At 73.0% G+C, this 23,875-nt stretch carries 24 protein-coding genes; 18 read left to right on the top strand and 6 right to left on the bottom strand.

What is annotated here, in order from left to right; all coding sequences use genetic code 11:
* Positions 1-148 precede the first annotated feature (148 nt).
* Complete coding sequence (locus IF30_RS0126150) at positions 149-1,720, top strand: cellulose binding domain-containing protein (RefSeq protein WP_030242944.1); 1,572 nt, start codon at positions 149-151, stop codon at positions 1,718-1,720.
* A gap of 205 nt (positions 1,721-1,925) precedes the next feature.
* Entirely contained in the window at positions 1,926-3,323 is a 1,398-nt protein-coding gene (locus tag IF30_RS0126145) for a glycosyltransferase 87 family protein (protein ID WP_107054523.1), read from the top strand.
* Positions 3,324-3,499: 176 nt separating this feature from the next.
* Here IF30_RS0126145 and IF30_RS0126140 read toward each other — a convergent pair whose 3' ends face one another.
* The gene (locus tag IF30_RS0126140; RefSeq protein ID WP_030242942.1) at positions 3,500-3,916 is read right to left on the bottom strand and encodes an SsgA family sporulation/cell division regulator; all 417 of its coding nucleotides are present in this window, start codon (positions 3,914-3,916) and stop codon (positions 3,500-3,502) included.
* Between the two features lie 500 nt (positions 3,917-4,416).
* Between IF30_RS0126140 and IF30_RS50320 the strand changes: the two genes are divergently transcribed.
* Both IF30_RS50320 and IF30_RS43950 read left to right on the top strand, forming a co-directional pair.
* Positions 4,417-6,081 carry an RDD family protein gene (locus IF30_RS50320; RefSeq protein ID WP_078891699.1) on the top strand — a complete coding sequence of 555 codons (1,665 nt, stop codon included), beginning with the start codon at positions 4,417-4,419 and terminating at the stop codon, positions 6,079-6,081.
* 91 nt (positions 6,082-6,172) lie between these two features.
* Positions 6,173-6,970, top strand: coding sequence for an RDD family protein (locus IF30_RS43950; RefSeq protein ID WP_051711174.1), 798 nt, complete (start codon positions 6,173-6,175; stop codon positions 6,968-6,970).
* 36 nt (positions 6,971-7,006) lie between these two features.
* Here IF30_RS43950 and IF30_RS43945 read toward each other — a convergent pair whose 3' ends face one another.
* On the bottom strand, positions 7,007-7,312 hold the full coding sequence (locus tag IF30_RS43945; protein ID WP_051711172.1) for a hypothetical protein: 306 nt from the start codon (positions 7,310-7,312) through the stop codon (positions 7,007-7,009).
* A gap of 236 nt (positions 7,313-7,548) precedes the next feature.
* Here IF30_RS43945 and IF30_RS0126115 point away from each other — a divergent pair, with 236 nt between their 5' ends.
* The 5 genes from IF30_RS0126115 (at position 7,549) to IF30_RS0126090 (ending at position 12,295) form a co-directional block, all read left to right on the top strand.
* On the top strand, positions 7,549-8,250 hold the full coding sequence (locus IF30_RS0126115; protein ID WP_030242934.1) for an endonuclease V: 702 nt from the start codon (positions 7,549-7,551) through the stop codon (positions 8,248-8,250).
* A 97-nt stretch (positions 8,251-8,347) separates the two neighbouring features.
* Positions 8,348-8,794, top strand: a complete 447-nt coding sequence (locus IF30_RS0126110) for a hypothetical protein (protein ID WP_158835497.1) — start codon at positions 8,348-8,350, stop codon at positions 8,792-8,794.
* A gap of 68 nt (positions 8,795-8,862) precedes the next feature.
* A complete protein-coding gene (locus IF30_RS48095) occupies positions 8,863-10,317 on the top strand; it encodes a PPE domain-containing protein (protein ID WP_158835494.1) in 1,455 nt (484 codons plus the stop codon).
* 152 nt (positions 10,318-10,469) lie between these two features.
* Positions 10,470-11,618, top strand: a complete 1,149-nt coding sequence (mycP, locus tag IF30_RS0126095; protein WP_051711170.1) for a type VII secretion-associated serine protease mycosin — start codon at positions 10,470-10,472, stop codon at positions 11,616-11,618.
* 107 nt (positions 11,619-11,725) lie between these two features.
* Positions 11,726-12,295, top strand: a complete 570-nt coding sequence (locus tag IF30_RS0126090) for a DinB family protein (protein ID WP_051711168.1) — start codon at positions 11,726-11,728, stop codon at positions 12,293-12,295.
* Between the two features lie 30 nt (positions 12,296-12,325).
* Here the strand turns inward: IF30_RS0126090 and IF30_RS43940 are convergent, their stop codons facing one another.
* Positions 12,326-12,766 carry a sigma-70 family RNA polymerase sigma factor gene (locus IF30_RS43940; protein ID WP_051711166.1) on the bottom strand — a complete coding sequence of 147 codons (441 nt, stop codon included), beginning with the start codon at positions 12,764-12,766 and terminating at the stop codon, positions 12,326-12,328.
* A gap of 306 nt (positions 12,767-13,072) precedes the next feature.
* Between IF30_RS43940 and IF30_RS0126080 the strand changes: the two genes are divergently transcribed.
* Complete coding sequence (locus tag IF30_RS0126080; RefSeq protein ID WP_078891698.1) at positions 13,073-14,323, top strand: cation diffusion facilitator family transporter; 1,251 nt, start codon at positions 13,073-13,075, stop codon at positions 14,321-14,323.
* 49 nt (positions 14,324-14,372) lie between these two features.
* Here IF30_RS0126080 and IF30_RS0126075 read toward each other — a convergent pair whose 3' ends face one another.
* The gene (locus IF30_RS0126075) at positions 14,373-15,116 is read right to left on the bottom strand and encodes a hypothetical protein (protein ID WP_030242920.1); all 744 of its coding nucleotides are present in this window, start codon (positions 15,114-15,116) and stop codon (positions 14,373-14,375) included.
* 256 nt (positions 15,117-15,372) lie between these two features.
* Here IF30_RS0126075 and IF30_RS0126070 point away from each other — a divergent pair, with 256 nt between their 5' ends.
* Positions 15,373-16,377 (top strand): hypothetical protein, encoded by a 1,005-nt coding sequence (locus tag IF30_RS0126070; protein WP_051711164.1) that lies wholly within the window; start codon positions 15,373-15,375, stop codon positions 16,375-16,377.
* Positions 16,378-16,543: 166 nt separating this feature from the next.
* Here the strand turns inward: IF30_RS0126070 and IF30_RS0126065 are convergent, their stop codons facing one another.
* Complete coding sequence (locus IF30_RS0126065; RefSeq protein WP_030242916.1) at positions 16,544-17,134, bottom strand: isochorismatase family protein; 591 nt, start codon at positions 17,132-17,134, stop codon at positions 16,544-16,546.
* A 215-nt stretch (positions 17,135-17,349) separates the two neighbouring features.
* Positions 17,350-18,684, bottom strand: a complete 1,335-nt coding sequence (locus tag IF30_RS0126060) for a nicotinate phosphoribosyltransferase (RefSeq protein ID WP_030242914.1) — start codon at positions 18,682-18,684, stop codon at positions 17,350-17,352.
* Between the two features lie 140 nt (positions 18,685-18,824).
* Between IF30_RS0126060 and clpS the strand changes: the two genes are divergently transcribed.
* The 7 genes from clpS to IF30_RS0126030 all read left to right on the top strand — a co-directional run bounded on the left by clpS (position 18,825) and on the right by IF30_RS0126030 (position 23,780).
* Positions 18,825-19,118, top strand: a complete 294-nt coding sequence (clpS, locus tag IF30_RS0126055) for an ATP-dependent Clp protease adapter ClpS (RefSeq protein ID WP_030242912.1) — start codon at positions 18,825-18,827, stop codon at positions 19,116-19,118.
* 55 nt (positions 19,119-19,173) lie between these two features.
* The gene (locus tag IF30_RS0126050) at positions 19,174-19,746 is read left to right on the top strand and encodes a DUF2017 domain-containing protein (protein WP_030242910.1); all 573 of its coding nucleotides are present in this window, start codon (positions 19,174-19,176) and stop codon (positions 19,744-19,746) included.
* A 343-nt stretch (positions 19,747-20,089) separates the two neighbouring features.
* Positions 20,090-21,535, top strand: coding sequence for an amino acid permease (locus IF30_RS0126045; RefSeq protein ID WP_051711162.1), 1,446 nt, complete (start codon positions 20,090-20,092; stop codon positions 21,533-21,535).
* Positions 21,536-21,638: 103 nt separating this feature from the next.
* Positions 21,639-22,070 (top strand): Mov34/MPN/PAD-1 family protein, encoded by a 432-nt coding sequence (locus tag IF30_RS0126040; RefSeq protein WP_030242905.1) that lies wholly within the window; start codon positions 21,639-21,641, stop codon positions 22,068-22,070.
* 138 nt (positions 22,071-22,208) lie between these two features.
* On the top strand, positions 22,209-22,328 hold the full coding sequence (locus IF30_RS50640; RefSeq protein WP_317621128.1) for a putative leader peptide: 120 nt from the start codon (positions 22,209-22,211) through the stop codon (positions 22,326-22,328).
* Positions 22,329-22,446: 118 nt separating this feature from the next.
* On the top strand, positions 22,447-22,725 hold the full coding sequence (locus IF30_RS0126035; RefSeq protein ID WP_030242903.1) for a MoaD/ThiS family protein: 279 nt from the start codon (positions 22,447-22,449) through the stop codon (positions 22,723-22,725).
* 86 nt (positions 22,726-22,811) lie between these two features.
* A complete protein-coding gene (locus tag IF30_RS0126030) occupies positions 22,812-23,780 on the top strand; it encodes a PLP-dependent cysteine synthase family protein (RefSeq protein ID WP_030242902.1) in 969 nt (322 codons plus the stop codon).
* Positions 23,781-23,875: the final 95 nt, after the last annotated feature.

The raw sequence follows: 23,875 nt of genomic DNA, 5'->3' as shown, positions 1-23,875 counted from the left end.
CTCGCTCAGGCCGCCGGTTCCGCCCCCGGGCCGCCGCTAGCGTCGGTCGCGCCGGTCACCCGACCGAGCCGGGCCGGCCGCCCGGACACCCGTACGCACCCCTGCCCGGACGGCGGCCGACCGAAGGCACCCGCGGAGGTAACGCGCCATGACCACCCAGCCCACCCGCCGCTCCGGCCGCCGCAGGCGCAGCCGCAAGGGCACGATCGTCGCGGCCGCCGCGGTCGCCGCCGCCCTCGTCGCGGGCGGCACGGTCCTCCTCGCCTCCTCGGCCAGCGCCGCCTCGCTCGGCGCCGTCTACAGCCGCACCAGCGCGTGGGACTCCGGCTACACCGGCCAGTACCTGGTCACCAACCCGGACAGCAGCCCGATCGAGGACTGGACGCTCAGCTTCGACCTGCCCGCCGGGGCGAAGATCGACTCGCTCTGGAACGCCTCCTTCACCGCCGAAGGCCGGCACATCACCGTCAGGCCGGAGGCCTGGAGCAAGCGGCTGGAGCCCGGCAGGAGCGTGGTGGTCGGCTTCGTCGCCCAGGGCGCGGGCGCGGCGCAGGCCGAACCGACCGACTGCCTGATCAACCACACCTCCTGCAAGGCCGGCGACGGCACCGCGCCCACCCCCTCGGGGCGCCCGACCGGCGCCGCCTCTCCGACGGCCACCGCCGTACCCACCGCGACCGCCACACCCAGCCCCACCGCCACGGCCAGGCCGACCACACCGGCGCCGACCACACCGGCGCCGACCCCCACCCCGACCGCCACCCCCACGGCGACCGGTGTGCCCGTGCCCCCGGTCGGCGCCGGGGCCGGCTTCGCCCCCTACGTGGACACCTCGCTCTACCCGCCGTACGACCTGGTCGCGACCGCCAAGGCGAGCGGCGTGAAGAACTACAACCTCGCCTTCGTGGTCTCCGGGGGCGGCTGCGCCCCCAAGTGGGGCGGCGTCAGCGACCTGTCCGCCGACGCGGTGGCCGCCCAGATCGGCGCGTTGCGGGCGATCGGCGGCGACGTCCGGCTCTCCTTCGGCGGCGCCAACGGCAGCGAACTGGCCCTCGCCTGCGGCTCCGGCACCGATCTCGCGGCCGCCTACCAGAAGGCCGTGGACGCCTACGGCGTGACCAAGCTGGACTTCGACGTCGAGGGCGGCGCGATCGCCGACCGGGCCGCCAACACCCGGCGCGCCCAGGCCATCGCCCAACTGCAGAAGAACGCCGCCGCCAGGGGCAAGGCCCTCGACGTCTCCTTCACCCTGCCCGCGCTGCCTTCCGGCCTGACCCAGGAGGGCGTCGACCTGGTCGCCGGTGCCAAGGCCGACGGCGTCGCGATCGGCGCCGTCAACATCATGGCCATGGACTTCGGCGACGGCGTCGCTCCCGACCCGCGGGGCCGGATGGGCGCGTACGCGATCGCCGCGGCCACCGCCACCCAGGCCCAGGTCAAGAGCGTGCTCGGGCTGGACGACGCGGCCGCCTGGCGCAAGGTGGCGGTCACCCCGATGATCGGCGTCAACGACGTGGCCAGCGAGGTCTTCACCGTGGCCGACGCCGAGCAGCTCGCCGGCTTCGCTACTGCCAAGCACCTCGCCTGGCTGGCCATGTGGTCCGGCACCCGGGACAAGGCCTGCGACGGCGGCGCCAAGGGCTACGCCGATGCGACCTGCAGCAGCATCGTCCAGCAGCCGCTGGACTTCACCCGGGCTCTCGGGGCGTACAGGGGCTGAGGCCCGCGCCCGGGGACCGGGGGTCGGGCACCGGGGGTCGGGGCCTGGCGGCCCCGGCCCTGGCCACGGTGTCTGTGCTCCGCCCGAAACGGGGGTACGGGCAGCCGAGGTCGAGCGTCACTCTGGGTAGTCGAATGTGCCCGGGCCTGTTCGGGTGGCATCCGGTATCGTCGCTGGTTGGCCGAGCGGTGGACGGAGTGGACAAGTGACAGCGGTGCAAGACGAGCGCAGCCCGGTGCGGACCGCACCCGACCCCGCGCCCGGCCCCCTGTCGGACCGTCTGCGCCGAGCGCTCGGCGCCCCCGTCCGGGCCCTGCGCGAGGCGCCCCGCCGCCCGCTGCTGGCCGCCTCCGCACTGGCCCTGCTGTCCCTGGTCGGGTACGCCGTGGTGCGCCACTTCGTCCACACCTCGATGGTGGACATGATCGTCTACCGGGCCGAGGGCGCCGCCGTCGCCAACGGCACCGACCTGTACGCGCTGCGCGTCACCGAGTGGAACCTCCCCGCGACCTACCCGCCGTTCGCGGCGATGCTGTTCGTCCCGACCACCTGGTTCCCGATCCCCTTCCTCCGGATTGCGATCACTCTCGGCAACCTCGGCCTGCTCGCCCTGCTGACCCACCTCTCCTTCCGGCTGGTCGGCTGGCCACGCCGCGAACTGCGGCCGATCGGCGTGATCCTGGTGACCGGCCTCGGAGTCTGGCTCGAACCCGTGTTCACCACGCTCCGTTACGGCCAGATCAACCTCGCGCTCGCCTGCCTGATCCTCTGGGACCTCACCCGCCCGGACGGGCACCGCAGCAAGGGCGTGGCGATCGGCATCGCCGCCGGCATCAAGCTCACCCCCGGCCTGTTCGCGGTCTACCTGCTGATCACCGGCCGGATCCGGGCCGCCTTCGTGGCCGGGTTCACCTTCCTCGGCACGTTCCTGCTCGGCGCCCTGGTCCTGCCCGACGCCACCCGGGGCTTCTGGACCACGTACCTCTACGACTCCTCCCGCGTCGGCAAGACGTACATCGTCGACAACCAGTCGCTGCGCGGCGCCGCCGCCCGACTGCTGCACGTCGCCGAACCCGGCACCGCCGCCACCCTCGCGGCCGGCGTGGTCGCCCTGGCCGGCCTCGCCGTCGCCGCCTGGGCCGCCCGCAGCGGGCGCTGGCTGCCCCGGTCCGAGGCCTGGGGCGTCTGCTGCGCGGCCGTCACCGCGGTGCTGATCTCGCCGATCAGCTGGACCCACCACTGGATCTGGTGCGTGCCCGTGCTCGTCCTGCTCGCCGCCGAGGCCTCCGTCGAGCACGCCCGCCCGGCGGGCGTCCGCCGGGTGCGCTGGCGGGCCGCCTTCTGGGCCACGCTGGTCGCCTTCCTCTCCTTCGCCATGTGGGCGGCGAAGCCGACCGGGACGGCCGTCCTCCGGATGCCGCCGTGGCGGCAGCTGCCGACCTCGGTCTACCCCTGGGTCGGGCTCTGCTTCCTGCTCGCCGCCGCCGTCCGGATAAGGGCCCGGCGGCGCTCCGCCGGCGCCCCGCTGGTCCGGCTGCCCGGCCAGCGCGACGGCGGCCCGGACACTGCCCGCGGCCGTCAGCAGGCCCCCGCGGCCCGCTGAGCCGGCGGGGGCGCCGCTCCTGTTTCCCTCCGGCCGTGCCGCTCGCTCCGGCCGCTCGTGCCGGTCGGTCGCACGCCCTGTCGGACACTCCGGTCGCGGCCGTAGCGGCCGTGGCGGTCGTCGCGGTCGGTCGTGCGTGCTGGTCGCCACGTGCCCTGTGCACGCCGGGGTGCACGCTAGGCGAGCAGCTCGGCGAGCGAGCCGTCCATGTCCAGCACGGCCAGCTCGCTGCCCGGCGGCACCAGTCGGTGCGCCCGCTCCAGCCAGGCCGCGACGGCCGGCAGCGGCGCCTCCAGGAGCGCGTCCCCGGCGGGCGAGCTCAGCGCCAGGCACAGCACGCTGCGCCGGCCCGAGCGGGTCGGCCAGATCCGCACGTCGCCCTGGCCGCACGGGCGGAAGGTGCCCTCGACCAGCAGCTCGCGGGCGAACACCCAGGTCACCGGGGAGCCGGTGTCCAGGTGGAAGGTGATGTAGACCGCGTACGGGTCGTGGCTGCCGTAGGACAGCCGTGCCGGCACGGGGACGCTGTGCTCCGGCGAGAGCACCAGGTTGAGCTCCAGCTCGTGCTCGACGACGCTGACGGGGCGTTCCATGATCGTCTCCCTCTCTGCCTTCGGGTCGTGCCCGGTTCCGGGCCTGTGACCTTTGAGAGGGCGGTCCACGCCCGCTCTTACACACGTTTCCGGGATTTCTTCGGGAAGTCCGGCTCGGGGTGGTGAACGGCCGACGGCGGGGCGCGCGGGTGCCTGCTGTGCGCCTGGTGCCCATGGCGGCTGGCTCCTTACCGCGAGCGGCCTCCCGCTGTCCGGGGATTCGCGAACTTCCCGTCACGGGTTCGGCGAGGTACTACTCTTTGTGACAGTCCGGCGACTTTCCGCCCACCGGTGGCGCCCCCATGCGCGCCGAGCGCCGGGCGTGCGCCCGGGTGTGCGCGCGGGCGGCCGCGTCGCGCCGGCTCCCGTCGGCGCTCACCGGCCCAGATCGGCCCCCACCGGTCCGGTCGGGCCCTGCCGGTCGGCCTGCTGGGCGGCTCCCGCCGCCGTCCGCCGTCCCTCCATGCCCGCGTCAGGACCTGCCAGGAAAGAAGACCCCCATGACGGACCGCCCCTTCGCCGACGGCGGCGACCCGGCCGTCGCGCCGGAGCCGGGCTACTACCCCGACCCCTCCATCCCCGGCTTCATCCGGTACTGGAGCGGCTCGGCCTGGGTGCCCGGCACCAGCCGACCCGCGCCCGCCGAGGGCGAGGTGCCGCCACCGCCCCGCTACGCGACCCGCCCGGCGGCCCCGGGCAGGCCGCCTGCACGGGCGGTGCCGCCTCCGGTGGTGCCGGGGGCCGCGGCGCCCGCGGCCGGGGCGGAGTCCGGGACGGTGTCCGGATCGGCGTCGGGCCCGGTGCCCGCAGCGGCGTCGGGGGCGGTGCCGGGAGCCCGGTCGGCGGGCGGGGGCGACACCGGGCCGATGTACTTCGACCAGACCTCGGGTGGGGCCTCCTTCGTGCTCGGGCCGCGAGTGGCGGAGGTGATCGGCGGGCCGGTGTTCCGCACGGTCGCTCCGGCGGGGGCCGCTGCCGCCACTGCGGCGGGCGGGGTGTCCGAGCTGTCCGGGGTGTCGGGGGCGTCGGGGGCATCCGGGGCGTCGGAGGTTTCGGAGGCCCGGGTGGGGGCGAGGGTGCCGGGCGGCGCCGGGATTCCTGCCGGGAGCGTCGACGAGTGGCCGGCGGCCGGTGCGGTCGCCGAGGCGGTAGCCGGTGCGGTGCCCGAGGAGTCCGGCTGGCAGGCCGATCCGCGAGCCCAGCGGGGACTGATGGAGACGGGCGGTGCCCAACGCTGGGTCTCCTGGGGGGTGCTCCCGGGGGCGCCCGACGCGGAGGAGGGGCGCGCGGAGCCCGAGCCCGCTTCGGCTGCCAAGGAGGAGGTGGCCGCCGCCGTCGGCCCGGCCCGCGCGGTGGCCAGGGCGGTGACGGTACGGGAGTCCCCGGTGCCCGCCGTCGAGGCCTCCGGCGTGGTGCCGGTGATCGAGGAGGCCGAGGCGAAGTCCGCAGTGGCTGATGTGTCGACCGCTGCCCCGACCGCTGCCCCGACCGCTGCGTCCGTGACGCCCAAGGCGGCCGGGGCGACCGGGGCGACCGGGGTGCGTGGGGCGACCGGGTCGCCTGGTACGCCTGTTGCGGGCACCGCCGTAGCCCGCACCACTCCACTGCCCGCCGTTCGGCAGGCCCGCCCGTCCGCCGCCCGCCGCCGCACGCCCTCCGGTGCGGCTGCCGCCGTGCCGGCGGGGCTGGGGCGCCGACTGGCAGCCCGGGTGGTGGACACCGTCGTGCTGCTGGTCGTCGCCGTCGCCGCCGGGATCCCGCTCGGCCGCTCGGTCTCCGACCACCTCCAGCAGAAGCTCGACCAGGCCCGGATGGCCAGTGCCCTCACCCGCCGCCAGGTCCAGGTCTGGCTCGTGGACGACGTGGTGCTGGGCAAGGTCGCCGTACTGATCGGCATCCTGCTGTTCGTCGGCCTCCTCTACGAGGTGCTGCCGACCGCCCGCACCGGCCAGACCTTCGGCAAGCGCCTGGCCCGGATCCGCGTGGTGGACGTCGCCGCCCCCGCCGCCCGCGGCAGGCTGAGCCTCGGCCGGTCGCTGCTCCGCTGGGCCGTCCGGCAGACGGGAGCGGTGCTGCTGCTCGGCCTGCTCTGGCCGGCGTTGGACCGCCCGCTGCGACGCGGCTGGCAGGACCGCGCGGCCCGCACCAGGGTGGTGCGCGGCTGAGCCGCCGGACCCCGCGCCCGTTCCGCGGCCACGGCAGCAAAACGAACAAAATGTCCCAAATCTCAAGAATGTGCGATGTTCTACTCGGGGAATGAGCACCCACGACCCCTCAGGCCCCCAGCCGGAGGGGGGCGGCAAGCCCTCCTTCGACAAGCAGTCCCCGCAGCCGGGCGGCGGCACGCCGGAAGGTGAGCCGTCAGGCCCGACCGCTCCCGACGAGCCGTCAGGCGACGGGTCGGGTGGCAGGCCGGGCGGCCCGGCAGGCGGCCCGGAAAGCGGCGGACCGTCCCATGGCCCGGGCGCCTACCAGGGCACCTACGGCGGCACCTCGCAGCCCGGACCGGCCTACGGCCAGAACCCGTACGGCCGGCCGCCCCACGACCAGACGCCACCCGGCTACGGCGCCGGCCCCGGTCACGGCCCCGGCGCGTACGGAACCCCCGGAGCCGGACCCGTCCCCGGCATGCCGCCCCTCGGCACCTGGCCCAAGCGGATCCTCTCCCGGCTGATCGACTACCTCCTCGTGCAGGCCGTCGCCATCGTCATCGTGGCGCCCTTCGTCGACCTCGGCGAGCGCGACGGCTCCGCCGAGGCGTTCTGGCTCGCCTGCGCCATCTACCTCGTCTACGAGGCCCTGATGCTCAGCCGGGACGGCCAGACCCTCGGCCGGAAGGCGATGAAAATCCGCGTCGCCATGCTCCTCGACGGCAACACGCCCACCCAGTCCGCCGCCTGGACCCGCACCGCCGTGTTCATCCTCCCGGCCGTGCTCTGCTGCGCCGCGATCTGGTGGCTCATCGACGGGCTCTTCGGCGTCTTCGACAAGCCGTACCAGCAGTGCATCCACGACAAGGCCGTGAAGACCGTGGTGGTCACCACGGAGGTCTGAGCGGCGGCGCGGAACGCGCCCGCGCCCGGCGGCGGATCAGCGCTGCCGGGCGTACGCCTGTCCGGCGGCGGCCGGAGCGCCCGCCGAAGCCTGGGCGCTCGCGGAGGTAGGGGCGCTCGCGGAAGTAGGGGACTCCACCGGCCCGCCCGGAACGCCGGCCGGGCCCGGCTTCGAGGCGGCCGGCGAAAGCACCGCCACCGCGGTGCCGAGCGCCAGTGCGAACACCACCAGCACCGAGACCGCCAGCACGCCCGAGGCGCCCGAAACGGCCAGCAGCGCCACCGTGACGGCGACGACGGAGAACGAACCGAGGCAGAGCCGGGCAGCGGACAGACGCGGCATGGCGGGAGGTCCTTCGCACGTCAGGGGACACGGACGGGAGCAACAGCTGCTCCAGGAGGCCTACCCCGCAAGGGAGTTCGACGCCTCCAGGGTAGCCCCCCAACCCGGGGGCACAGGGGGCGCACGGGCTCACCCCGGGGTCGTCCGCCCCGGTCGGTACGGTGAACCGGAACCAGCCGACAACACCCACCACGACGCGGCACCACCCGCCACCACCACCCACCGGGGGACCGACCTTGCCCATTCCCGCCGACTGGCCCACCACCCAGGCCCAAGCACTCGCCGAACAGGAACGGCTGCGCCCCCTCGTCCGGGCCCACGACGACACCGAACCCCCCGGCCGACTGATCGCCGGCGTGGACGTCGCCTACGACGACGACCACGACCTCGTCGCCGCCGCAGCCGTCCTGCTCGACCAGGACACCCTGGAAGTGGTCGAACAAGCCACCGCCGTCGGCCGCATCGCCTTCCCCTACATCCCAGGACTGCTCGCCTTCCGCGAACTCCCCGCCGTCCTCGACGCCCTGGCCGCCCTCACCCACACCCCCGACACCGTCGTCTGCGACGGCTACGGGCTCGCCCACCCCCGCCGCCTCGGCCTCGCCAGCCACCTCGGCGTCCTCACCGGACTCCGCACCCTCGGCGTCGCCAAAAGCCCCTTCACCTTCGACCACCGCCAACCCGACACCGCCCGCGGCGCCTCCACCCCCCTCACCGACCCCGCCACCGGCGAAGAAGTCGGCCGCGCCCTGCGCACCCAGCCCGGCGTCAAACCCGTCTTCGTCTCCATCGGCCACCGCACCGGCCTCGACAGCGCCGTCCGCACCACCCTCGACCTCGCCCGCCACTACCGCCTGCCCGAAACCACCCGACACGCCGACTCGCTCTGCCGCCGCGCCCTCACCGAAGCCCTCCACGGCAGGACGACCGCGAACTGACCATGTACCCGGCGGGATTCACGCCCCGTGTGTTAGACATGAGACACCGGGGCCCCGCCCCGACCGCCAGGAACGGACGCACGGGGGAGGCGCCGACATGGGATCAGGAACCGGTACCGGATCCACCGGCGGAGCCGGACAGGGCTACCGCGTCGAAATCGAACAACTTCGCACCTTCGCCGGCCAAGTACGGCTTATGCTCGCCGACTTCCAGAAACACGCCGACGGCACCGACACCCACGGACGCAGCGGCATCGGCAAGAACGCCTTCGGCACCTTCGCCGAGGCCACCGAGATCCACGGCCGCTACGCCACCATGCGGGACGCGCTGCGCGACGTCCTCAACCAGCTCCAGGAAGCCGTGAACGAGGCCCAGCAGAAAGCCGAACTCACCGCCACCAACTACGAGGAACAAGACCAGCACACCGCCCGGAAACTCAAACTCGGCGGCGACGGCTGGTCCGTCCAACAACCCTCCGCGACCAGCCGAGCCGCGTACGAGAAGAACCTCACCCCGTCCGACCGCGGCAACGCCACCATCTAGCCGCCCGGCCGAGCCCGGACCGACCCGCCCGCCCAGCCCGCCCGGACCCGAACGGAGGCGAACCGCCCGTGGCCTACACCGACTTCACCAAATACAGCCATGCCCAACTCCGCACGATGGCGCAAGCCCTCGACCCCGGCGCGGTCATGGCCGCAGGCGACCCCTGGCGAAACGCCGCCGACACCCTCAAACAGATCCGCCTCACCCTCACCAAAGCGAGCACCGAGGCCGCCACCTCCTGGGAAGGCACCACCAGCGACGCCTTCCACACCCGCATGCTCAACCTCGCCGCCAGCATCAACAACGCCGCCGCCTACGCCAACGACGCGGCCAACACCCTCCACAACGTCTCCGAAGCCATGGCCAAGGCCAAACGCGACATGCCCGAGGAACCCGGCACCTGGGACAAGGTCAAGGACACCGTCAGCGACGGCGTCACCGCCGTCTTCGGCGACGGCGACGACGAACACATCCCCATCGCCGACCGCAAAAAAGCCGAAGCCGCCACCATCATGCAAACCCTCGCCATGCACTACCGCATCGCGACCCCGGCCCTGAAGGCTCCGCCGCCGTTCGACCCGAAGAAGCCGCCGGTGAATCCCGGGGGGCGGGACGACTTCTCCGACCAGAGCTCCGGAGATCAGAGCGCGTTCGCCGCCGCGGGCGGTGTGATGACCGGCATGGGCGCAGGAAATCTGAGTTCGGCCGGAGGGTTCTTCGGCAAGGCCGCTGATGCCCCGGCGGAGCCCCGGAACCGCAGTGTCAGCAGGGGAAGCACTGCCACGAAGCCGTCGGCAGGCTCAGGAAGCACGCCGATTCCACCGGAACCCGGAATCAAGGGCGGAACGGCCACGGCTTCGGAGAAGCCGGGGTCGGCCAAATTCGGCGCGGGAACCGCTGTCGATGGTGTGAACATGGTTCCGCAGTCGACGGCGGGTGGGCCGGCGCCAGTCGGGGTGACGGGCACGCCCACCACCACCGGAACCGGGCCCCATACCGGCACCGGTCCCACCTGGTTCGGGCCTGGCAAACGGGAGCCGTCGTCCGACGTGTTCGACGGAGGACGTGGGAAGGCGGCAGGAGTGGTCGAGCGCGGGATCACTGGCCGGGGTGAACAGCCGACCGGTTCCGGAAGCGCTCGTGGCCGCTCCACGCGGGCTGTCGAGGGTATCCAGGGTGGAAGTCCCCGCTCGGCGGGCCCAGGAGCGGGCCGAGCCGGAGGCCCTGTGGTCGGTACCGGTGAGCGATCGGTGCCAGGGGGCAAGACGTCTGCGGGCGAGGGCGCGCCGGGTGGTGGAAGGCGGGCCTTCACAGAGGGCGGTTCCGGCCTGGGACAGCGTGGTCGGCTTCGGGCGGAACAGGGAACCGGCTCCGGAGTTTCCGCAGGCTCCGCAGTCCCGCTCGGCGGGGCTCAGGGGAAGGCCAAGGACAAGGAGAAGGGCCGTAAGCGGCCGGACTACCTTGTGGAGGACGAGGAGACGTGGGCGTCGGAGGAGCCCGCCAATCCTGACGTGGTGAAATGACCCTGGTCCTCAGGAGACCAGGTGATCCGATCGAGGCCCTCGTGGTTGGTGGACCACGAGGGCTGTCGCTGTGCTGAGTGGGGTGACCGGCTTTGGGAGACTCGCGGCTTCGGCGTGGGATGGCTGTGCTGGCGGCGGGAGGAGTGGTCGCCGTGATCGGCGCAGGTCCGTCCAGTGCCGACAGCACCCGTGACGCACAGTGGGTGTTGACCGACTACCGTGCGGACGATGCGTTGTGGCCGGTGTCGCAGGGCGGTGGTGTCACGGTAGCCGTCATCGACAGTGGTGTCATGAAGGACCACCAGGACCTGGTCGGCCAGGTCCTCGCCGGGGCGGACTTCACGGGCGAGGGCAGCGACGGCACAGTCGACAAGGATGGCCACGGGACCGGGATGGCGAGCCTTATCGCCGGTCATGGCCACGGTGACAACGCGGGGATCATGGGCCTGGCTCCGAAGGCGAAGATCCTTCCGGTCCGGGTGAGCTGGAGCACCGAGGGCGCCGTGGCCCAGAAAGGTCTGGCACAGGGCATTCGGTTCGCCGTAGACCATGGCTCCAAGGTGGTCAACATGTCGATCGGCGGCTACTCGGGGGCCGATCAGGAGACCAGGGCGGCAGTCAAGTACGCCGTCGACCACGATGTGGTTCTCGTCGCCTCGACCGGAAACAGTGGGCAGCAAGCCGCCCCGGTCGAGTATCCGGCGGCGTATCCGGGAGTGGTGGCGGTCGGCGCCGTGGACCGGCAGGGAAAGGCGTGGGAGAAGTCCACGTACGGACCGGAGACCACGTTGGCAGGTCCCGGTGCGGAGATCTACCGAGCGAGCGCGAAGTCCGCGGCGGGCTACGGCGTTGCCAACGGCACCTCGGATGCCACCGCCTACGTGTCCGCCACTGCCGCACTGATCCGGGCGAAGTACCCGAATCTCTCGGCCGGGCAGGTGATCAATCGGATGATCAAGTCGGCCACACCGCCGAACGGGGCGGCGACACCGAACGACCGTTACGGGTACGGGATTCTGGCGCCCGCGAAGGCGTTGGAGGCGAATCCGACCGTGGACGGCGGCCCTCGGGAGAATCCGTTGGTCGGGCGGAAGGAGTCGCAGGGCGCGCCGCCCGCTGATGACCCGACGGATTCGACCTCGGAGGAGGCCGTTGCGCCTGGGGCGGATGGTGGGGGGAGCAGTGGGAACGGGATGGAGATCGTCGTGGTAGCGGCGGCCGGCGGGTTGGTGCTTGTGGTCGGCGTGGTGTTCGCGCTGGTGCTGCGGGCGCGGCGGCGGGGGGCGGGGACGTACCGGTGAGTGGGTAGTGGGTGGTTTGGGGGTGGCCGGCGGGGTGGCAGCATTTCGGCGGTCGGTGGCGGCGTTGGCGCTGGTGGGGCGTGTGTGGTGGGCGCCATGCTGGGGCCATGAGCGCTTCTGAGGATGCCGTGGGTGTTGCTGCGGGGGAGATCGTCCCCGATACCAAGGACTGGACCTGGGTGTTGGAACGGGCTTGTTCCGACTGCGGGTTGGATACTCCGGCGGTGGTCCGCGAGGACGTTGCCGGGATGATCCGGGCGAACGCGCGGGGCTGGTTGGCGGTGCTGGCCGGGGACGAGTCGGGGCTGCGTCGCAGGCCGCGGCCGGGGGTCTGGTCGGACTTGGAGTACGCGTGCCACGTCCGGGACGTCTTCCGGCTGTTCCGCGTCCGGCTGGCGCTGATGCTGGACCGGGAGGACCCGCTGTTCCCGAACTGGGACCAGGACGAGACGGCGGTGGCCGAGCGTTACGGCGAGCAGCGGCCGAGCGTGGTGGCGGGGGAGTTGGCGGAGGCCGCGGAGGCGTTGGCGGTGGCGTTCGAGGGGGTGGCGGGCGAACGGTGGCAGCGGACGGGGAGCCGTAGTGACGGGGCTCGGTTCACGGTGGAGTCGTTCGCCCGGTACTTGATCCACGACCCGGTGCACCATCTGTTCGACGTGACGGGCGCGCGGGTCTGAGGCGGGCCCGGGGGCGGGCGGGGCGTGGGGTCACCAACCGGAGGCCTCGTGCAGCATGGTGCGCCGCAGTCGTCCGGCCACGCTGGCGGCGTCGGTGCCGATGACGTCGGCGATCTCGGGAGCGGCGAGGCCGACGACGTAGTGCAGGATCGCCAGGTCGTCGTCGGCCGGGTGGCGGTCCGGGGCGGCCGGTTCGCGCCGGGTGTGCTCGGCGACGGTGCCGCGCAGGATTTCCCAGGCGTGGGCGGTCGGGTTGGAGCTGCCCATCAAGTCCCGCCAGCGTACGGCGATTTCGGCGAATGCCGTCTGGACGGCGGTGGCCGCGGCGCTGTGCTCGGTCAGCCACACCCGGGCGTAGCTGAGGTACCGGGGGCGGTGGAGTTCGCAGAACGCGGTGAACTCCAGTGGTACGTCCTCCGGCTCGCCGAGCCCCGGGGGTGGCTCGGTGGAAGTCGCGTGACGGTTGGTCATCTCGTCTTCTCGGAAAGGGAGATGGGTTTCTGACGGTCGATCGTCTGTGCTCACTCTACGGTAGGCCCTCGGTGCACTGGGTGACCAATCCGATGGAATGCCCAGAACCCGCCGCCGCCCGGCCGGTTCCGGTGTCGACGGGGTGCGGCGAGGGCGGCGGAGCGGCCCGGGCGGGGGGTCGGCGAGGTGCCGGTGGAGCAGTGCTTCGCAGTGGCGCGGGGGGTGTAGTTGCGAGCGCGTCGCAGCTGGTCAGAGGGCGTAGGACGGCTATGGCTGCAAGGCAGTTGATGTGCCACCGTAGGGCCTATGGAGGCTGACGTCCACGCTCACGGCGCGAACCCGCACCCGCGCAACCACCCGCACAACCGCACGCATGACCGCACCCGCGACCGCACTCACGACCGTGGCGACGATCACTCCGGTGAGGGCCCCGGACACCGCTCGGCGCCTCTCCACGACCACACGCATGGCCGCACCGAGGACCACCGGCACGGCCAGGACGACGGGCACGGGCACGGGCACGGGCATGAGCACGGGCCCGGGCACGAGCACAGCCACGGCCACGAGCACGGCCACGGCCACGAGCACGGCCACGGCCCTGCCCGGTCCCGCTCCGCCGTCCTGCGCCATCGCCTCGCCCACCTCCTGCGGCCGCACTCGCACGACGCCGCGGACCGGGTGGACGCCGCCATGGAGGCCTCCGCCGAGGGGCTGCGCACCCTGTGGATCTCGCTCGCCGTGCTCGGCGCCACCGCCCTGGTGCAGGGCGTGATCGTGGCGCTGTCCGGCTCGGTGGCCCTGCTCGGTGACACCGTGCACAACTTCGCCGACGCGCTGACCGCCGTCCCGCTCGGCATCGCGTTCCTGCTCGGCCGCCGGCCCGCCAACCGCCGTTACACCTACGGCTACGGGCGGGCGGAGGACCTGGCGGGGGTGGCGATCGTCCTGGCCGTCGCGGCCTCGGGGGTGTTCACGGCGGTGGCGGCGGTGGACCGGCTGCTGCATCCGCGGCCGGTGGACCACCTGGCCGCGGTGGCCGTCGCGGCGCTGGTCGGCTGTCTGGGCAACGAGTGGGTGGCCCGGTACCGGATCCGCACCGGGCGCAGGATCGGTTCGGCGGCGCTGGTCGCGGACGGTGTGCACGCCCGTACGGACGGCCTGACCTCGCTCGCGGTGCTGGTCGGTGCGGCCGGGGCGGGGCTGGGGCTGCGCTGGGCGGATCCGCTGGTCGGCCTGCTGATCACGGCGGCGATCCTGGTGGTGCTGCGCGGTTCGGTGCGCGAGGTGGGCCGCCGGCTGATGGACGGGGTGGATCCGGGCCTGGTGGACGCCGCCGAGGGTGCGCTGCGCGGGGTGGCCGGCGTGCGCGGGGTGGGCGCGCTGCGGATGCGGTGGATCGGGCACTCGCTGCGCGCCGAGGCGGACGTGGTGGTGGACGGGGCGCTCACCGTGGTGGCGGCGCACCGGGTGGCCGAGGCGGCGGAGCAGGCGCTGATCCGGGCGGTCCCGCGCCTGCTGGCCGCCACCGTGCACATCGACCACGCCCCGGCGGCCTGAACCCGTTCGCGGCGACCGGGGTGGGAGGGGCGGGCGGTGTGCCCGCGGGTCAGGAGGTCGTCCGGGCCTCCGACGGGGAGATCCGGTTGGCGGCGGTTCCTCGTTCGACCTGGGTGGGGAAGGCGTCGACGGCCCGCCGCCGGGCGGCCTGTGCGGCGGTCGCAGTCGTGGCCGTCGCCGCTCCGGCGGCGGTTTGCTCACGCTCGCACCGGTGGGCCGAGCCGCCGCCGGCATGCGGGCCGGCAGTGTGCGGGCCGGAGGCGTGAGTCGCGGCCGAGTGCGGGCCGGCGCTGTGAGCCGCGGCCGAGTGCGAACCGGCCGTGTGTGAACCGGCCGAGTGCGAACCGGCCGTGTGTGAACCGGCTGTGTGTGAACCGGCCGTGTGCGGGCCGGCGGTGTGAGTCGCGGCCGTGTGCGATCCGGCCGCATGCGACCCCGGGGGCCGCCCCGCGGCCCGCCGTCTGCTGCCGAGCGCGGTCCGGGCGGCGTGTTCCTCGGCTGCCTGCCTGGCCGCCAGGTAGGCCTGCACGGCGGCCATGCCGTAGACCGGCTGGATGAGCTGGTGGCCTTTGAAGAACGGTCTGGCCGGGGCGAATCCGGCGGCGACCACCAGGTCGCGGATCTCTGCTATCTCGGCTTCACTGCGGGCGGTGAAGCGGACCTCCCAGCCCTTCTTGTACGTATGGCCCTTCTCGCCGCTGCGGCGGGCCGGGTCCGGGCGGCGGACGTATCCGGGCAGGCGGCCGAGGCGGAGCTGGGCCGCGCGGAGGCCGGCGGTCTCGTCACGTGACATGACGTAAGCCTAGGCAATCGCCGGGGCGGGATTGACGTCCGGAGGGCTCCTCGCCGTATGCCTTTGATCACTCTGGGTCAGACGAGCTGGTCAGCGTTCGCCTTTGATCAGGTATGACAACCGGATGAGCGTCAATTACTCCAAATGAGTGAGGGTATGAGGACTTTAGTGCGGGCTGGTCCCGGTTTCGCGACGGTTGGGTAACAGTGCGTCAGGCTCCCGGTCGGCGGTCCGGCCCGTTGGGGATGGTGTCCGCATGAGCTACCGGATTCCCTCGCCGCCGCCGTCCCTCGAGGAACTGGCGCAGCGTCAGCAGAACGTCGTCACCGCGAGCCAGCTGCGCGCCCGGGGCGTGCCGGCCCGGATCGTCACCGAGCACTGCCGCCGGGGCGGGCCCTGGCAGCGGCTGCTGCCCAGGGTCTACCTGCTGCAGTCCGACGAGCCCACCGCCGAGCAGCGGATGTGGGCCGCGCTGCTCTACGCGGCGCAGAACGGCCGCGAGGAGGGCCGCCGAGAGGGCGCGGTGATCACCGGCCCGGCCGCGCTCGCCCTGTACGGCTTCACTGCCGTGCCCCGGCTGCCCGCCGTGACGGGGGTGGACGTCCTGGTGCCCCGGCAGCGTCGCCTGAAGGACGTCGGCGAGGTGCGGATCCGGCGCACCGAACGGGAGTTGGTGGCCCGCTCGGTGCACGGCCTGGCCTGCGCGCCGGTGGCCCGGGCGGTCGCGGACGCGCTGGGCGAGTGGACGGCGGACCCGGACGTCCCGGCTCCGGTGCGGGAGGTGCTGCGGGAGGCCGTCTCGCTGCCCGAGAACCGCTGTACGGCAAGGGAGTTGGCGGCGGAACTGATCGACTCCGGGCTGACCGTCGAACCCCGGGTGCGGGCGGCGCTGGACGAACTCCTCGCTGCCGAACGGGACTCGGTGCTGGAGCGGCTCGGCCACCTGGTGGACGAGTGGCTGCTGCCCGTCCCGCTGAACGCCCCCGAGCTGCGGATGCGCGGCGGCACGTACATCGCCGTGCCCGACCTCTACTGGCCGGAGCGCGGCGTCGCGGTGGAGGTGGACTCGGACCTGCGCTGCGTCAGCGAGGGCGAGGCCGCCTGGGTGCGCGGCGGCCAGCACCGGATGGAGTACCTGGGCATCCGGGTGGTGTACGTCTCCGGCGACCGGCTGGCCGCCGACCCGGACGCGGTCGGCGGCGAGCTGCGCGAGGCCTTCCGGGCCGGCGGCACGGACGTGGTGGAACTGCTGGTGGTCTGAGCGGGGAGGTGGGAGCAGGGAGGTGGGAGCGGGGGCGGTGGAGGGGGACAGGGGGCGCGGCGGAAGACAGGGGAGACGGCCGAGCCGGGGGTGCGGCGAACAGGGGGCCGGTCCGCAGGGCGCCGGCCGCAGGGCTCGGAGCGCGGGGTGCCGGGAGGCGTCGCCGCTAGGAGCGGACCACCGGTGTGCCGACCAGCTCGACCCCGGCCGCCCGCAGTTCTTCCAGTGCGGCGGCGGTGGTCTCCGGAGCCACGCCGGCGGTGAGGTCCAGCAGGACGCGGGTGGTGAAGCCGGCCCGGGCCGCGTCGAGCGCGGTCGCCCGGACGCAGTGGTCGGTGGCGAGGCCCACCACGTCGACCTCGTCGACCTGCCGCTCGCGCAGCCACTCCACCGGCCCGCGGTTGTTCTCGTCCAGTCCCTCGAAGCCGCTGTACGCCGCCGAGTAGGCGCCCTTGTCGAAGACCGCCTCGACCGCGCCGGAGATCACGGAGGGTGCGAAGTTGGGGTGGAAGCCCACGCCTTCGGTGCCGGCCACGCAGTGGACCGGCCAGCTGGTGACGTAGTCCGGCTCGGCGGAGAAGTGGTCGCCCGGGTCGATGTGGTGGTCGCGGGTGGCGAGGATGTGCCGGTAGCCGGGGGCCGATTCGGCGATGAGGTCGGTGATGGCGGCGGCCACCTCGGCGCCGCCGGCGACGGCCAGGCTGCCGCCCTCGCAGAAGTCGTTCTGCACGTCGACGACGATCAGTGCCCGGTGCATGACTCGCATCCTCGGATGTCGGGGGCCCGCGGGTGGCGGCGCCCCGGATGGGGGAGCCCTCGGGAGTACTCGGTCCGGTGGTGCGGGACGCGGGGGGTTCTCGGGGAGCTCCGGGGAACTCTACGGCTGACTCTAGGGAGTGCCGCGCGGGGGCGGAAGCCCCGGGGGCCGCTCCGGTGGCCGGGGCGGGGCTTCCGCGTGACGACGGTGACGGGTCAGCGGGCCTCGTCGGCCGGCAGGACCAGCTCGGTCGGCAGCACCGGGTCGCCCTTGGAGAGCTGGGTGGCCGACAGCGGCAGCGCGGCCCGGGCCCGGACGTGCCGTTCGCGGGCGGCGCTCAGCGGCTCCCGGCCGACGGCCTCGCCGCCCAGCACCAGCGGCACCTGCATCAGGTGCGGCCGCAGTTCGTCCGGGACCGGCCCGGTGCCGACCACCTCGGCCTCGGCGATGCCGTCGGCGTCGGGCCGGCGGGCCGCCCACTTGCGGCCGCCGATGCTGGTCTTGCCACCGGCGGCGCGCTTGGCCACCGGGACCATCGGCCCGTCCTCGGTCCCGGCCCGGGCGACCAGCTTGTAGACCATCGCGCAGGTCGGGTGTCCGCTGCCGGTGACGAGGCTGGTGCCGACGCCGTAGCCGTCGACGGGGGCGGCGGCCAGGGCCGCGATCGCGTACTCGTCGAGGTCTGAGGTGACGATGATCCGGGTCTTCTCGGCGCCCAGCTCGTCCAGTTGGCGGCGCACCCGGTGGGCCAGCAGGGTGAGGTCGCCGGAGTCGATCCGGACGGCGCCCAGCTCGGGGCCGGCCACCTCGACGGCGGTGCGCACCGCCTCGCGCAGGTCGTAGGTGTCGACCAGCAGCGTGGTGCCCTTGCCCATCGAGGCGATCTGGGCCCGGAAGGCGTCCCGTTCGCTGTCGTGCACCAGGGTGAAGGCGTGCGCGGCGGTGCCGGTGGTCGGGATGCCGTGGGTGAAGCCGGCTTCCAGGTCTGAGGTGGCGGCGAACCCGGCCACGTACGCGGCCCGGGCGGCGGCGACGGCGGCCTGCTCGTGGGCCCGGCGGGCGCCCATCTCGATCACCGGGCGGCCCCCGGCGGCGGCGGTCATCCGGGAGGCGGCGGCCGCGATCGCGGAGTCGTGGTTGAGGATCGACAGGATCACCGTCTCCAGGATCACCGCCTCGGCGAAGCTGCCCTCGACGGTGAGCAGCGGTGAGCCGGGGAAGTAGATCTCGCCTTCGGGGTAGCCGTGGATGTCGCCGCGGAAGCGGTAGTCGGCGAGGTAGCGCAGGGTGTCCTCGTCGACCACGCCCTGGCCGGCCAGCCAGTCCAGTTGGGCGGTGGAGAAGCGGAAGTTCTCGACGGCGTCGAGCACCCGGCCGGTGCCGGCCAGGACGCCGTAGCGGCGGCCGCCCGGCAGGCGCCGGGTGAACACCTCGAAGACGGAGCGGCGGTGCGCGGCCCCGCTGCGCAGGGCGGCCTGCAGCATGGTGAGCTCGTAGCGGTCGGTGAGCAGCGCGGTCGAGCCGGCCGCGCGCACTGAAGTGGCGTCCATGGAGATGATGCTACTACCACTTAGCGTCAGAGTGACGATTTCTCGTCGAGAGGTCCGGGCCGGAATCGCCCGGGTGTCCCCCGGATGGCAGCATGGGGCGTGAGGGGTTACGGACGAGCGTGCAGCGAGGAGGACCCGGCGTGAGTGTCGCGCCCGCGGAGATCGAGCGCCCAGAGGTCGAGGGGCTGCCGGTGGCAGAACCGGACACGCCCTGGGTGACCATCGTGCACAACGACCCGGTCAACCTGATGAGCTACGTCCAGTACGTCTTCCAGGCCTACTTCGGCTACCCGAAGGACAAGGCCCGGAAGCTGATGATGGACGTCCACAGCAAGGGGCGGGCGGTGGTCTCCAGCGGATCCCGCGAGGAGATGGAGCGCGACGTCCAGGCGATGCACGGCTACGGCCTCTGGGCGACGCTGCAGCACGACTGACGCCGGGCCGCCGGCCGCACGACCGATGACGACGAAGACGGGCTGACCGATACAGATGGCTGGGTTGTTCGAGAGCACCGGCGGTGGCGGCGCGGCGATCGCGCTGGACGAGTGGGAGTCCTCCATCCTGCGCTCGCTGGAAGTGCAGTTGCTGGAGCTGATCGGCCCCGGCCCGGGCGGGGAGGACGGCGATCCGCTGGCCGCGCTGTTCGCCGAGGGGCCGACGGAGGCGCCGGCCGATCCGGTGCTGGCCCGGTTCTTCCCGGACGCCTACGGCGACCCGGCGGGGCCGGGCGGCGAAGAGGCCAGGGCCGCGTCCGAGGAGTTCCGCCGCTTCACCGAGCTGGACCTGCGGGCCCGCAAGCGGGACGACGCGCTGTTCGTCATCAGGGCGCTGGACGGCCTCGGCGGTGGCGGGGTGCTCAAGCTGGGCGCCGACGACTGCCCGCGCTGGCTGGGCGCGCTGAACGACCTGCGGCTGGCCCTCGGTGTCCGACTGGAGGTCACGGAGGAGGACGAGGAGGGCCTCTACGGGCTGCCGGACGGCGACGAGCGCAAGCCGCTGGTGGTGGCGTACCTCTGGCTCGGGGCGCTGCAGGAGTCGCTGCTGGAGGCGATGGCCGGGTGAGAGTCCCGGCGTGAGCCGGACCCGGTCCTGGGCCCGGTCCCGGGCCTGAGCCCGGGGCGAACGCGGGGGCCGTGAGGTGAACTCCGGCTGAACCCGGGTCTGACTCCGCGTGAACGCGGAGTGTCCGAATCCGCTTCCACTGCCGTGTCCCGGGCGATCCTGCCCGGTTTCGGGCAGGCTCCGGCGGTTTCGTCCAACATGTGGACGATCTTCCAGAGCTTTTGTATTCAAAATCGGACAAACTATGCCAGGTCATGCTCAAATATCGCTCAGATGAACACCGCTATCCGGATGGTGCGTGGTACGACTTCTCCACTCCCGAGACCGACCAGGACGGTGGACCATGGCCGAGAAGCCGTACGACGAAGTGGCCGACGCCCAACCGGGTGAGGAGGGCTACGAGCGGGGACTCGGTGGCCGCCAGATCCAGATGATCGCGATCGGCGGCGCCATCGGCACCGGCCTCTTCCTCGGCGCCGGCACCGCGATCTCCAAGTCCGGTCCGAGCCTGATCCTGTCCTACGCCGTGGCCGGCGTGGTGATCTTCGTGATCATGCGGGCCCTCGGCGAACTGCTGACCTACCGCCCGGTCTCCGGCAGCTTCGCCGAGTACGCGCGGGAGTTCCTCGGCCCCTTCGCCGGCTACGTGACCGGCTGGACGTACTGGCTGTTCTGGGTCGTCACCGGAATGGCGGAGACCACCGCCGCCGCCGTCTACGTGAAGTTCTGGGCGCCGGGCATACCGCAGTGGCTCAGCGCGCTGACCTTCCTGGTCATCCTCTACGCGGCCAACCTGATCTCGGTGAAGGTGTTCGGCGAGATCGAGTTCTGGTTCTCCATGGTCAAGGTCACCGCCATCATCGGCATGATCCTGATCGGCGTCGGCGTCCTCACCCTGGGCTTCAGCAAGGCCGGTGACACCGCGTCGATCTCCCACCTGTGGCAGAACGGCGGCTTCTTCCCCAAGGGCATCGGCGCCACCGTGATGACCCTGCAGATCGTCATGTTCGCCTACCTCGGCGTCGAACTCGTCGGCGTGACCGCGGGCGAGAGCGAGAACCCCGAGAAGACGCTGCCGCGGGCCATCAACACCCTGCCCTGGCGCATCGCGCTGTTCTACATCGGCGCCCTGGTCGTCATCCTGTCGCTCGTCCCGTGGACCGAATTCCAGCCCGGCGTCAGCCCGTTCGTCGCCGCCTTCGGCAAGATCGGCATCCCGGCGGCGGCCGGCATCATCAACTTCGTGGTGCTCACCGCCGCGCTCTCGTCCTGCAACTCCGGGATGTACTCCACCGGCCGCATGCTGCGCGACCTCGCGCTGCGCGGCCAGGCCCCCGGGCGGCTCACCAGGCTCAACACCCGCCGCAGCCCGGCCTACGCGATCACCGTCTCCAGTCTGCTGATGGGCGTCGGCGTGGTGCTCAACTACCTCGTCCCGGCACGGGCGTTCGAGTACATCACCTCGGTCGCCACCGTCTGCGGCCTGTGGACGTGGGCGATGATCCTGATCTCCCAGATCCGCTACCGCCGGGCCTGGAAGGGCGGCCGGCTGCCGGCGCCCACCTTCAGGGCGCCCGGCGGCGCCTGGGTCAGCTGGGTCGCGCTCGCCTTCCTCGCCCTGGTCGTGGTGCTGATCGCCCTCGACGAGGACAACCGGATCTCGCTGTACGTCTTCCCCGCCTGGGCCCTGCTGCTGGTGATCGGCTACCGCTTCCTGGAGCGCCGCAACCCGCAGGCCGTGCTCGGCTCGCCGGACCACGAGCACCTGCCCGTCCGCGACGCCGGCTGACCCGCCCCCCGCGAAGGGGCGCCGAGGACCGCCCCGCGGACGCCCCGCGACCGCGCCTCGGACGCCCCGCCGACACCTGCGGGGGCGTGGCTATCCTGACCGGATGCTGACCATCACCCGAGAACTCCGCGACCGGATCGTGGCCCACGCCCGCGCCGACCACCCGGACGAGGCCTGCGGCGTGGTCGCCGGACCGGCCGGCAGCGGACGGCCCGAGCGGTTCATCCCGATGCTCAACGCCGCGCGCTCGCCCACCTTCTACGAGTTCGACTCGGGCGACCTGCTCAAGCTCTACCGCGAGATGGACGACCGGGACGAGGAGCCGGTGATCGTCTACCACTCGCACACCGCCACCGAGGCCTACCCCTCGCGCACCGACGTGAGCTACGCCTCCGAGCCGTTCGCCCACTACGTCCTGGTCTCCACCGCCGACGGCACCGGCGAGGACGACCCCTACCAGTTCCGCTCGTTCCGCATCGTGGACGGCGAGATCACGGAGGAAGACGTCCAGGTCGTCGAGGAGTACTCCGCCTGACCGGCACGTGTCCGGGCCCGGCCCGCCGACCTCCGCGAGCGGTCGGCGGGCCGGCGTCGTCTCAGCCCTGGGAACGAGAACATCCGGATCCCGAGACGGGCATGTCTAAGCGGGCCCGGGAATCTATACGATGAGCCCATGCGTTCCGTCGATGTGAGCAACCAGGCCCCGGGCACCCGCCTCGTGGCGCGCCTGCACATCGACCTGTGCCGGCACGCCGGTGCGATCTGTCCCGGTACGCCCGCGCGCTCGCGCTGAGAGCCGCCTCGCCCCACCCGGGCCCCGCCGCCCGCGGCGACGCCGAGCCCCGGGCACCCTCCGCCCCGCCGCGCCCGCCGCGGCCCACCCACTCCACGACTCGCACAGGAGCGCACCCATGGCCATCGAGGTCCGGATCCCGACCATCCTCCGCACCTACACCGACGGCGCCAAGGCCGTCGAGGGCAACGGCAGCAACCTCGGGGAACTCTTCACCGACCTCGACGCCCGGCACCCGGGCATCGCCGCCCGCCTGGTCGAGGGCGGCGAACTGCGCCGCTTCGTCAACGTCTACCTGAACGACGAGGACGTCCGGTTCCTGGAGGGCATCTCCACCGCCCTCGCCGACGGCGACAGCGTCACCATCCTGCCCGCCGTGGCCGGCGGCGCCCGCTGATCCAGCGGCTCCCCCGCCGCCGGTGGGGGAGCCCCCGCGACCCTCACCGCCGTTGTGACCCTCACCGCCGTGGCCGGAGGCCTCCCTTGCGTTACGACAGTCCGCTCGAAGCCGTCGGCAACACCCCGCTGGTCCGCCTGCCCCGGCTGTCCGCGGCCGTGCCCGGCAACACCGAGGGCCTGGTCACCCTCTGGGCCAAGCTGGAGGACCGCAACCCGACCGGCTCGATCAAGGACCGCCCGGCGCTGCACATGATCGAGCGCGCCGAGGCCGACGGCCGGCTCACCCCGGGCTGCACCATCCTCGAGCCCACCAGCGGCAACACCGGCATCTCGCTCGCCATGGCCGCCAAGCTCAAGGGCTACCGGATGGTCTGCGTGATGCCCGAGAACACCAGCGAGGAACGGCGCGAACTGCTCCGCATGTGGGGCGCCGAGATCATCCCCTCCCCGGCGGCCGGCGGCTCCAACACCGCCGTCCGGATCGCCAAGGAGATCGCCGCCGAACACCCCGACTGGGTCATGCTCTACCAGTACGGCAACCCCGACAACGCGGGCGCCCACTACACCGGCACCGGCCCCGAGATCCTCGCCGACCTGCCGACCGTCACCCACTTCGTGGCGGGCCTCGGCACCACCGGCACCCTGATGGGCGTCGGCCGCTACCTGCGCGAGAAAGCCCCCGGCGTGAAGATCGTCGCAGCCGAACCGCGCTACGACGACCTGGTGTACGGACTGCGCAACCTGGACGAGGGCTTCGTACCCGAGCTGTACGACGCCGCGGTGCTCACCACCCGCTTCTCGGTCGGCTCCGCGGACGCCGTCCGCCGCACCCGCGAACTCCTGCAGCAGGAGGGCATCTTCGCGGGCGTCTCCACCGGCGCCATCCTGCACGCGGCGATCGGCGTCGGCCGCAAGGCGGCCGCGGCGGGGGAGCGCGCGGACGTCGTGTTCGTGGTCGCCGACGGCGGCTGGAAGTACCTGTCCACCGGCATCTACACCGCCGAGTCCACCGAGGCGGCGGTCGAGGCGCTGCAGGGCCAGCTCTGGGCCTAGCTGTACTGACCATGGAGGTTGGTGACGGGGTTCACGGCGTGGTGATCTTGAAATGAGTGAGGGCCTTCTGGCTCGGTGTGGATTGCGACATCTGC

This window comes from Streptomyces sp. NRRL S-350 (genome assembly GCF_000719705.1).
In the GTDB taxonomy this organism is placed as follows: domain Bacteria; phylum Actinomycetota; class Actinomycetes; order Streptomycetales; family Streptomycetaceae; genus Kitasatospora.
The sequence above is the reverse complement of the archived record's forward strand: the minus strand, read 5'-3'. Positions and strand labels throughout refer to the sequence as shown.

What these genes read in the sequence shown, in the direction of transcription:
- IF30_RS0126150 (WP_030242944.1), top strand. Translation starts at nt 149, where the DNA reads ATGACCACCCAGCCCACCCGCCGCTCCGGCCGCCGCAGGCGCAGCCGC.
- IF30_RS0126080 (WP_078891698.1), top strand. Translation starts at nt 13,073, where the DNA reads ATGGAGGCTGACGTCCACGCTCACGGCGCGAACCCGCACCCGCGCAAC.
- IF30_RS0126070 (WP_051711164.1), top strand. Translation starts at nt 15,373, where the DNA reads ATGAGCTACCGGATTCCCTCGCCGCCGCCGTCCCTCGAGGAACTGGCG.
- IF30_RS50320 (WP_078891699.1), top strand. Translation starts at nt 4,417, where the DNA reads ATGACGGACCGCCCCTTCGCCGACGGCGGCGACCCGGCCGTCGCGCCG.
- IF30_RS43945 (WP_051711172.1), bottom strand. Translation starts at nt 7,312, where the DNA reads ATGCCGCGTCTGTCCGCTGCCCGGCTCTGCCTCGGTTCGTTCTCCGTC.
- IF30_RS0126060 (WP_030242914.1), bottom strand. Translation starts at nt 18,684, where the DNA reads ATGGACGCCACTTCAGTGCGCGCGGCCGGCTCGACCGCGCTGCTCACC.
- IF30_RS0126140 (WP_030242942.1), bottom strand. Translation starts at nt 3,916, where the DNA reads ATGGAACGCCCCGTCAGCGTCGTCGAGCACGAGCTGGAGCTCAACCTG.
- IF30_RS43950 (WP_051711174.1), top strand. Translation starts at nt 6,173, where the DNA reads ATGAGCACCCACGACCCCTCAGGCCCCCAGCCGGAGGGGGGCGGCAAG.
- IF30_RS0126075 (WP_030242920.1), bottom strand. Translation starts at nt 15,116, where the DNA reads ATGTCACGTGACGAGACCGCCGGCCTCCGCGCGGCCCAGCTCCGCCTC.
- IF30_RS0126040 (WP_030242905.1), top strand. Translation starts at nt 21,639, where the DNA reads ATGCTGACCATCACCCGAGAACTCCGCGACCGGATCGTGGCCCACGCC.
- IF30_RS43940 (WP_051711166.1), bottom strand. Translation starts at nt 12,766, where the DNA reads ATGACCAACCGTCACGCGACTTCCACCGAGCCACCCCCGGGGCTCGGC.
- IF30_RS50640 (WP_317621128.1), top strand. Translation starts at nt 22,209, where the DNA reads ATGCGTTCCGTCGATGTGAGCAACCAGGCCCCGGGCACCCGCCTCGTG.
- IF30_RS0126065 (WP_030242916.1), bottom strand. Translation starts at nt 17,134, where the DNA reads ATGCACCGGGCACTGATCGTCGTCGACGTGCAGAACGACTTCTGCGAG.
- IF30_RS0126050 (WP_030242910.1), top strand. Translation starts at nt 19,174, where the DNA reads ATGGCTGGGTTGTTCGAGAGCACCGGCGGTGGCGGCGCGGCGATCGCG.
- IF30_RS0126045 (WP_051711162.1), top strand. Translation starts at nt 20,090, where the DNA reads ATGGCCGAGAAGCCGTACGACGAAGTGGCCGACGCCCAACCGGGTGAG.
- IF30_RS0126035 (WP_030242903.1), top strand. Translation starts at nt 22,447, where the DNA reads ATGGCCATCGAGGTCCGGATCCCGACCATCCTCCGCACCTACACCGAC.
- IF30_RS0126110 (WP_158835497.1), top strand. Translation starts at nt 8,348, where the DNA reads ATGGGATCAGGAACCGGTACCGGATCCACCGGCGGAGCCGGACAGGGC.
- IF30_RS0126090 (WP_051711168.1), top strand. Translation starts at nt 11,726, where the DNA reads ATGAGCGCTTCTGAGGATGCCGTGGGTGTTGCTGCGGGGGAGATCGTC.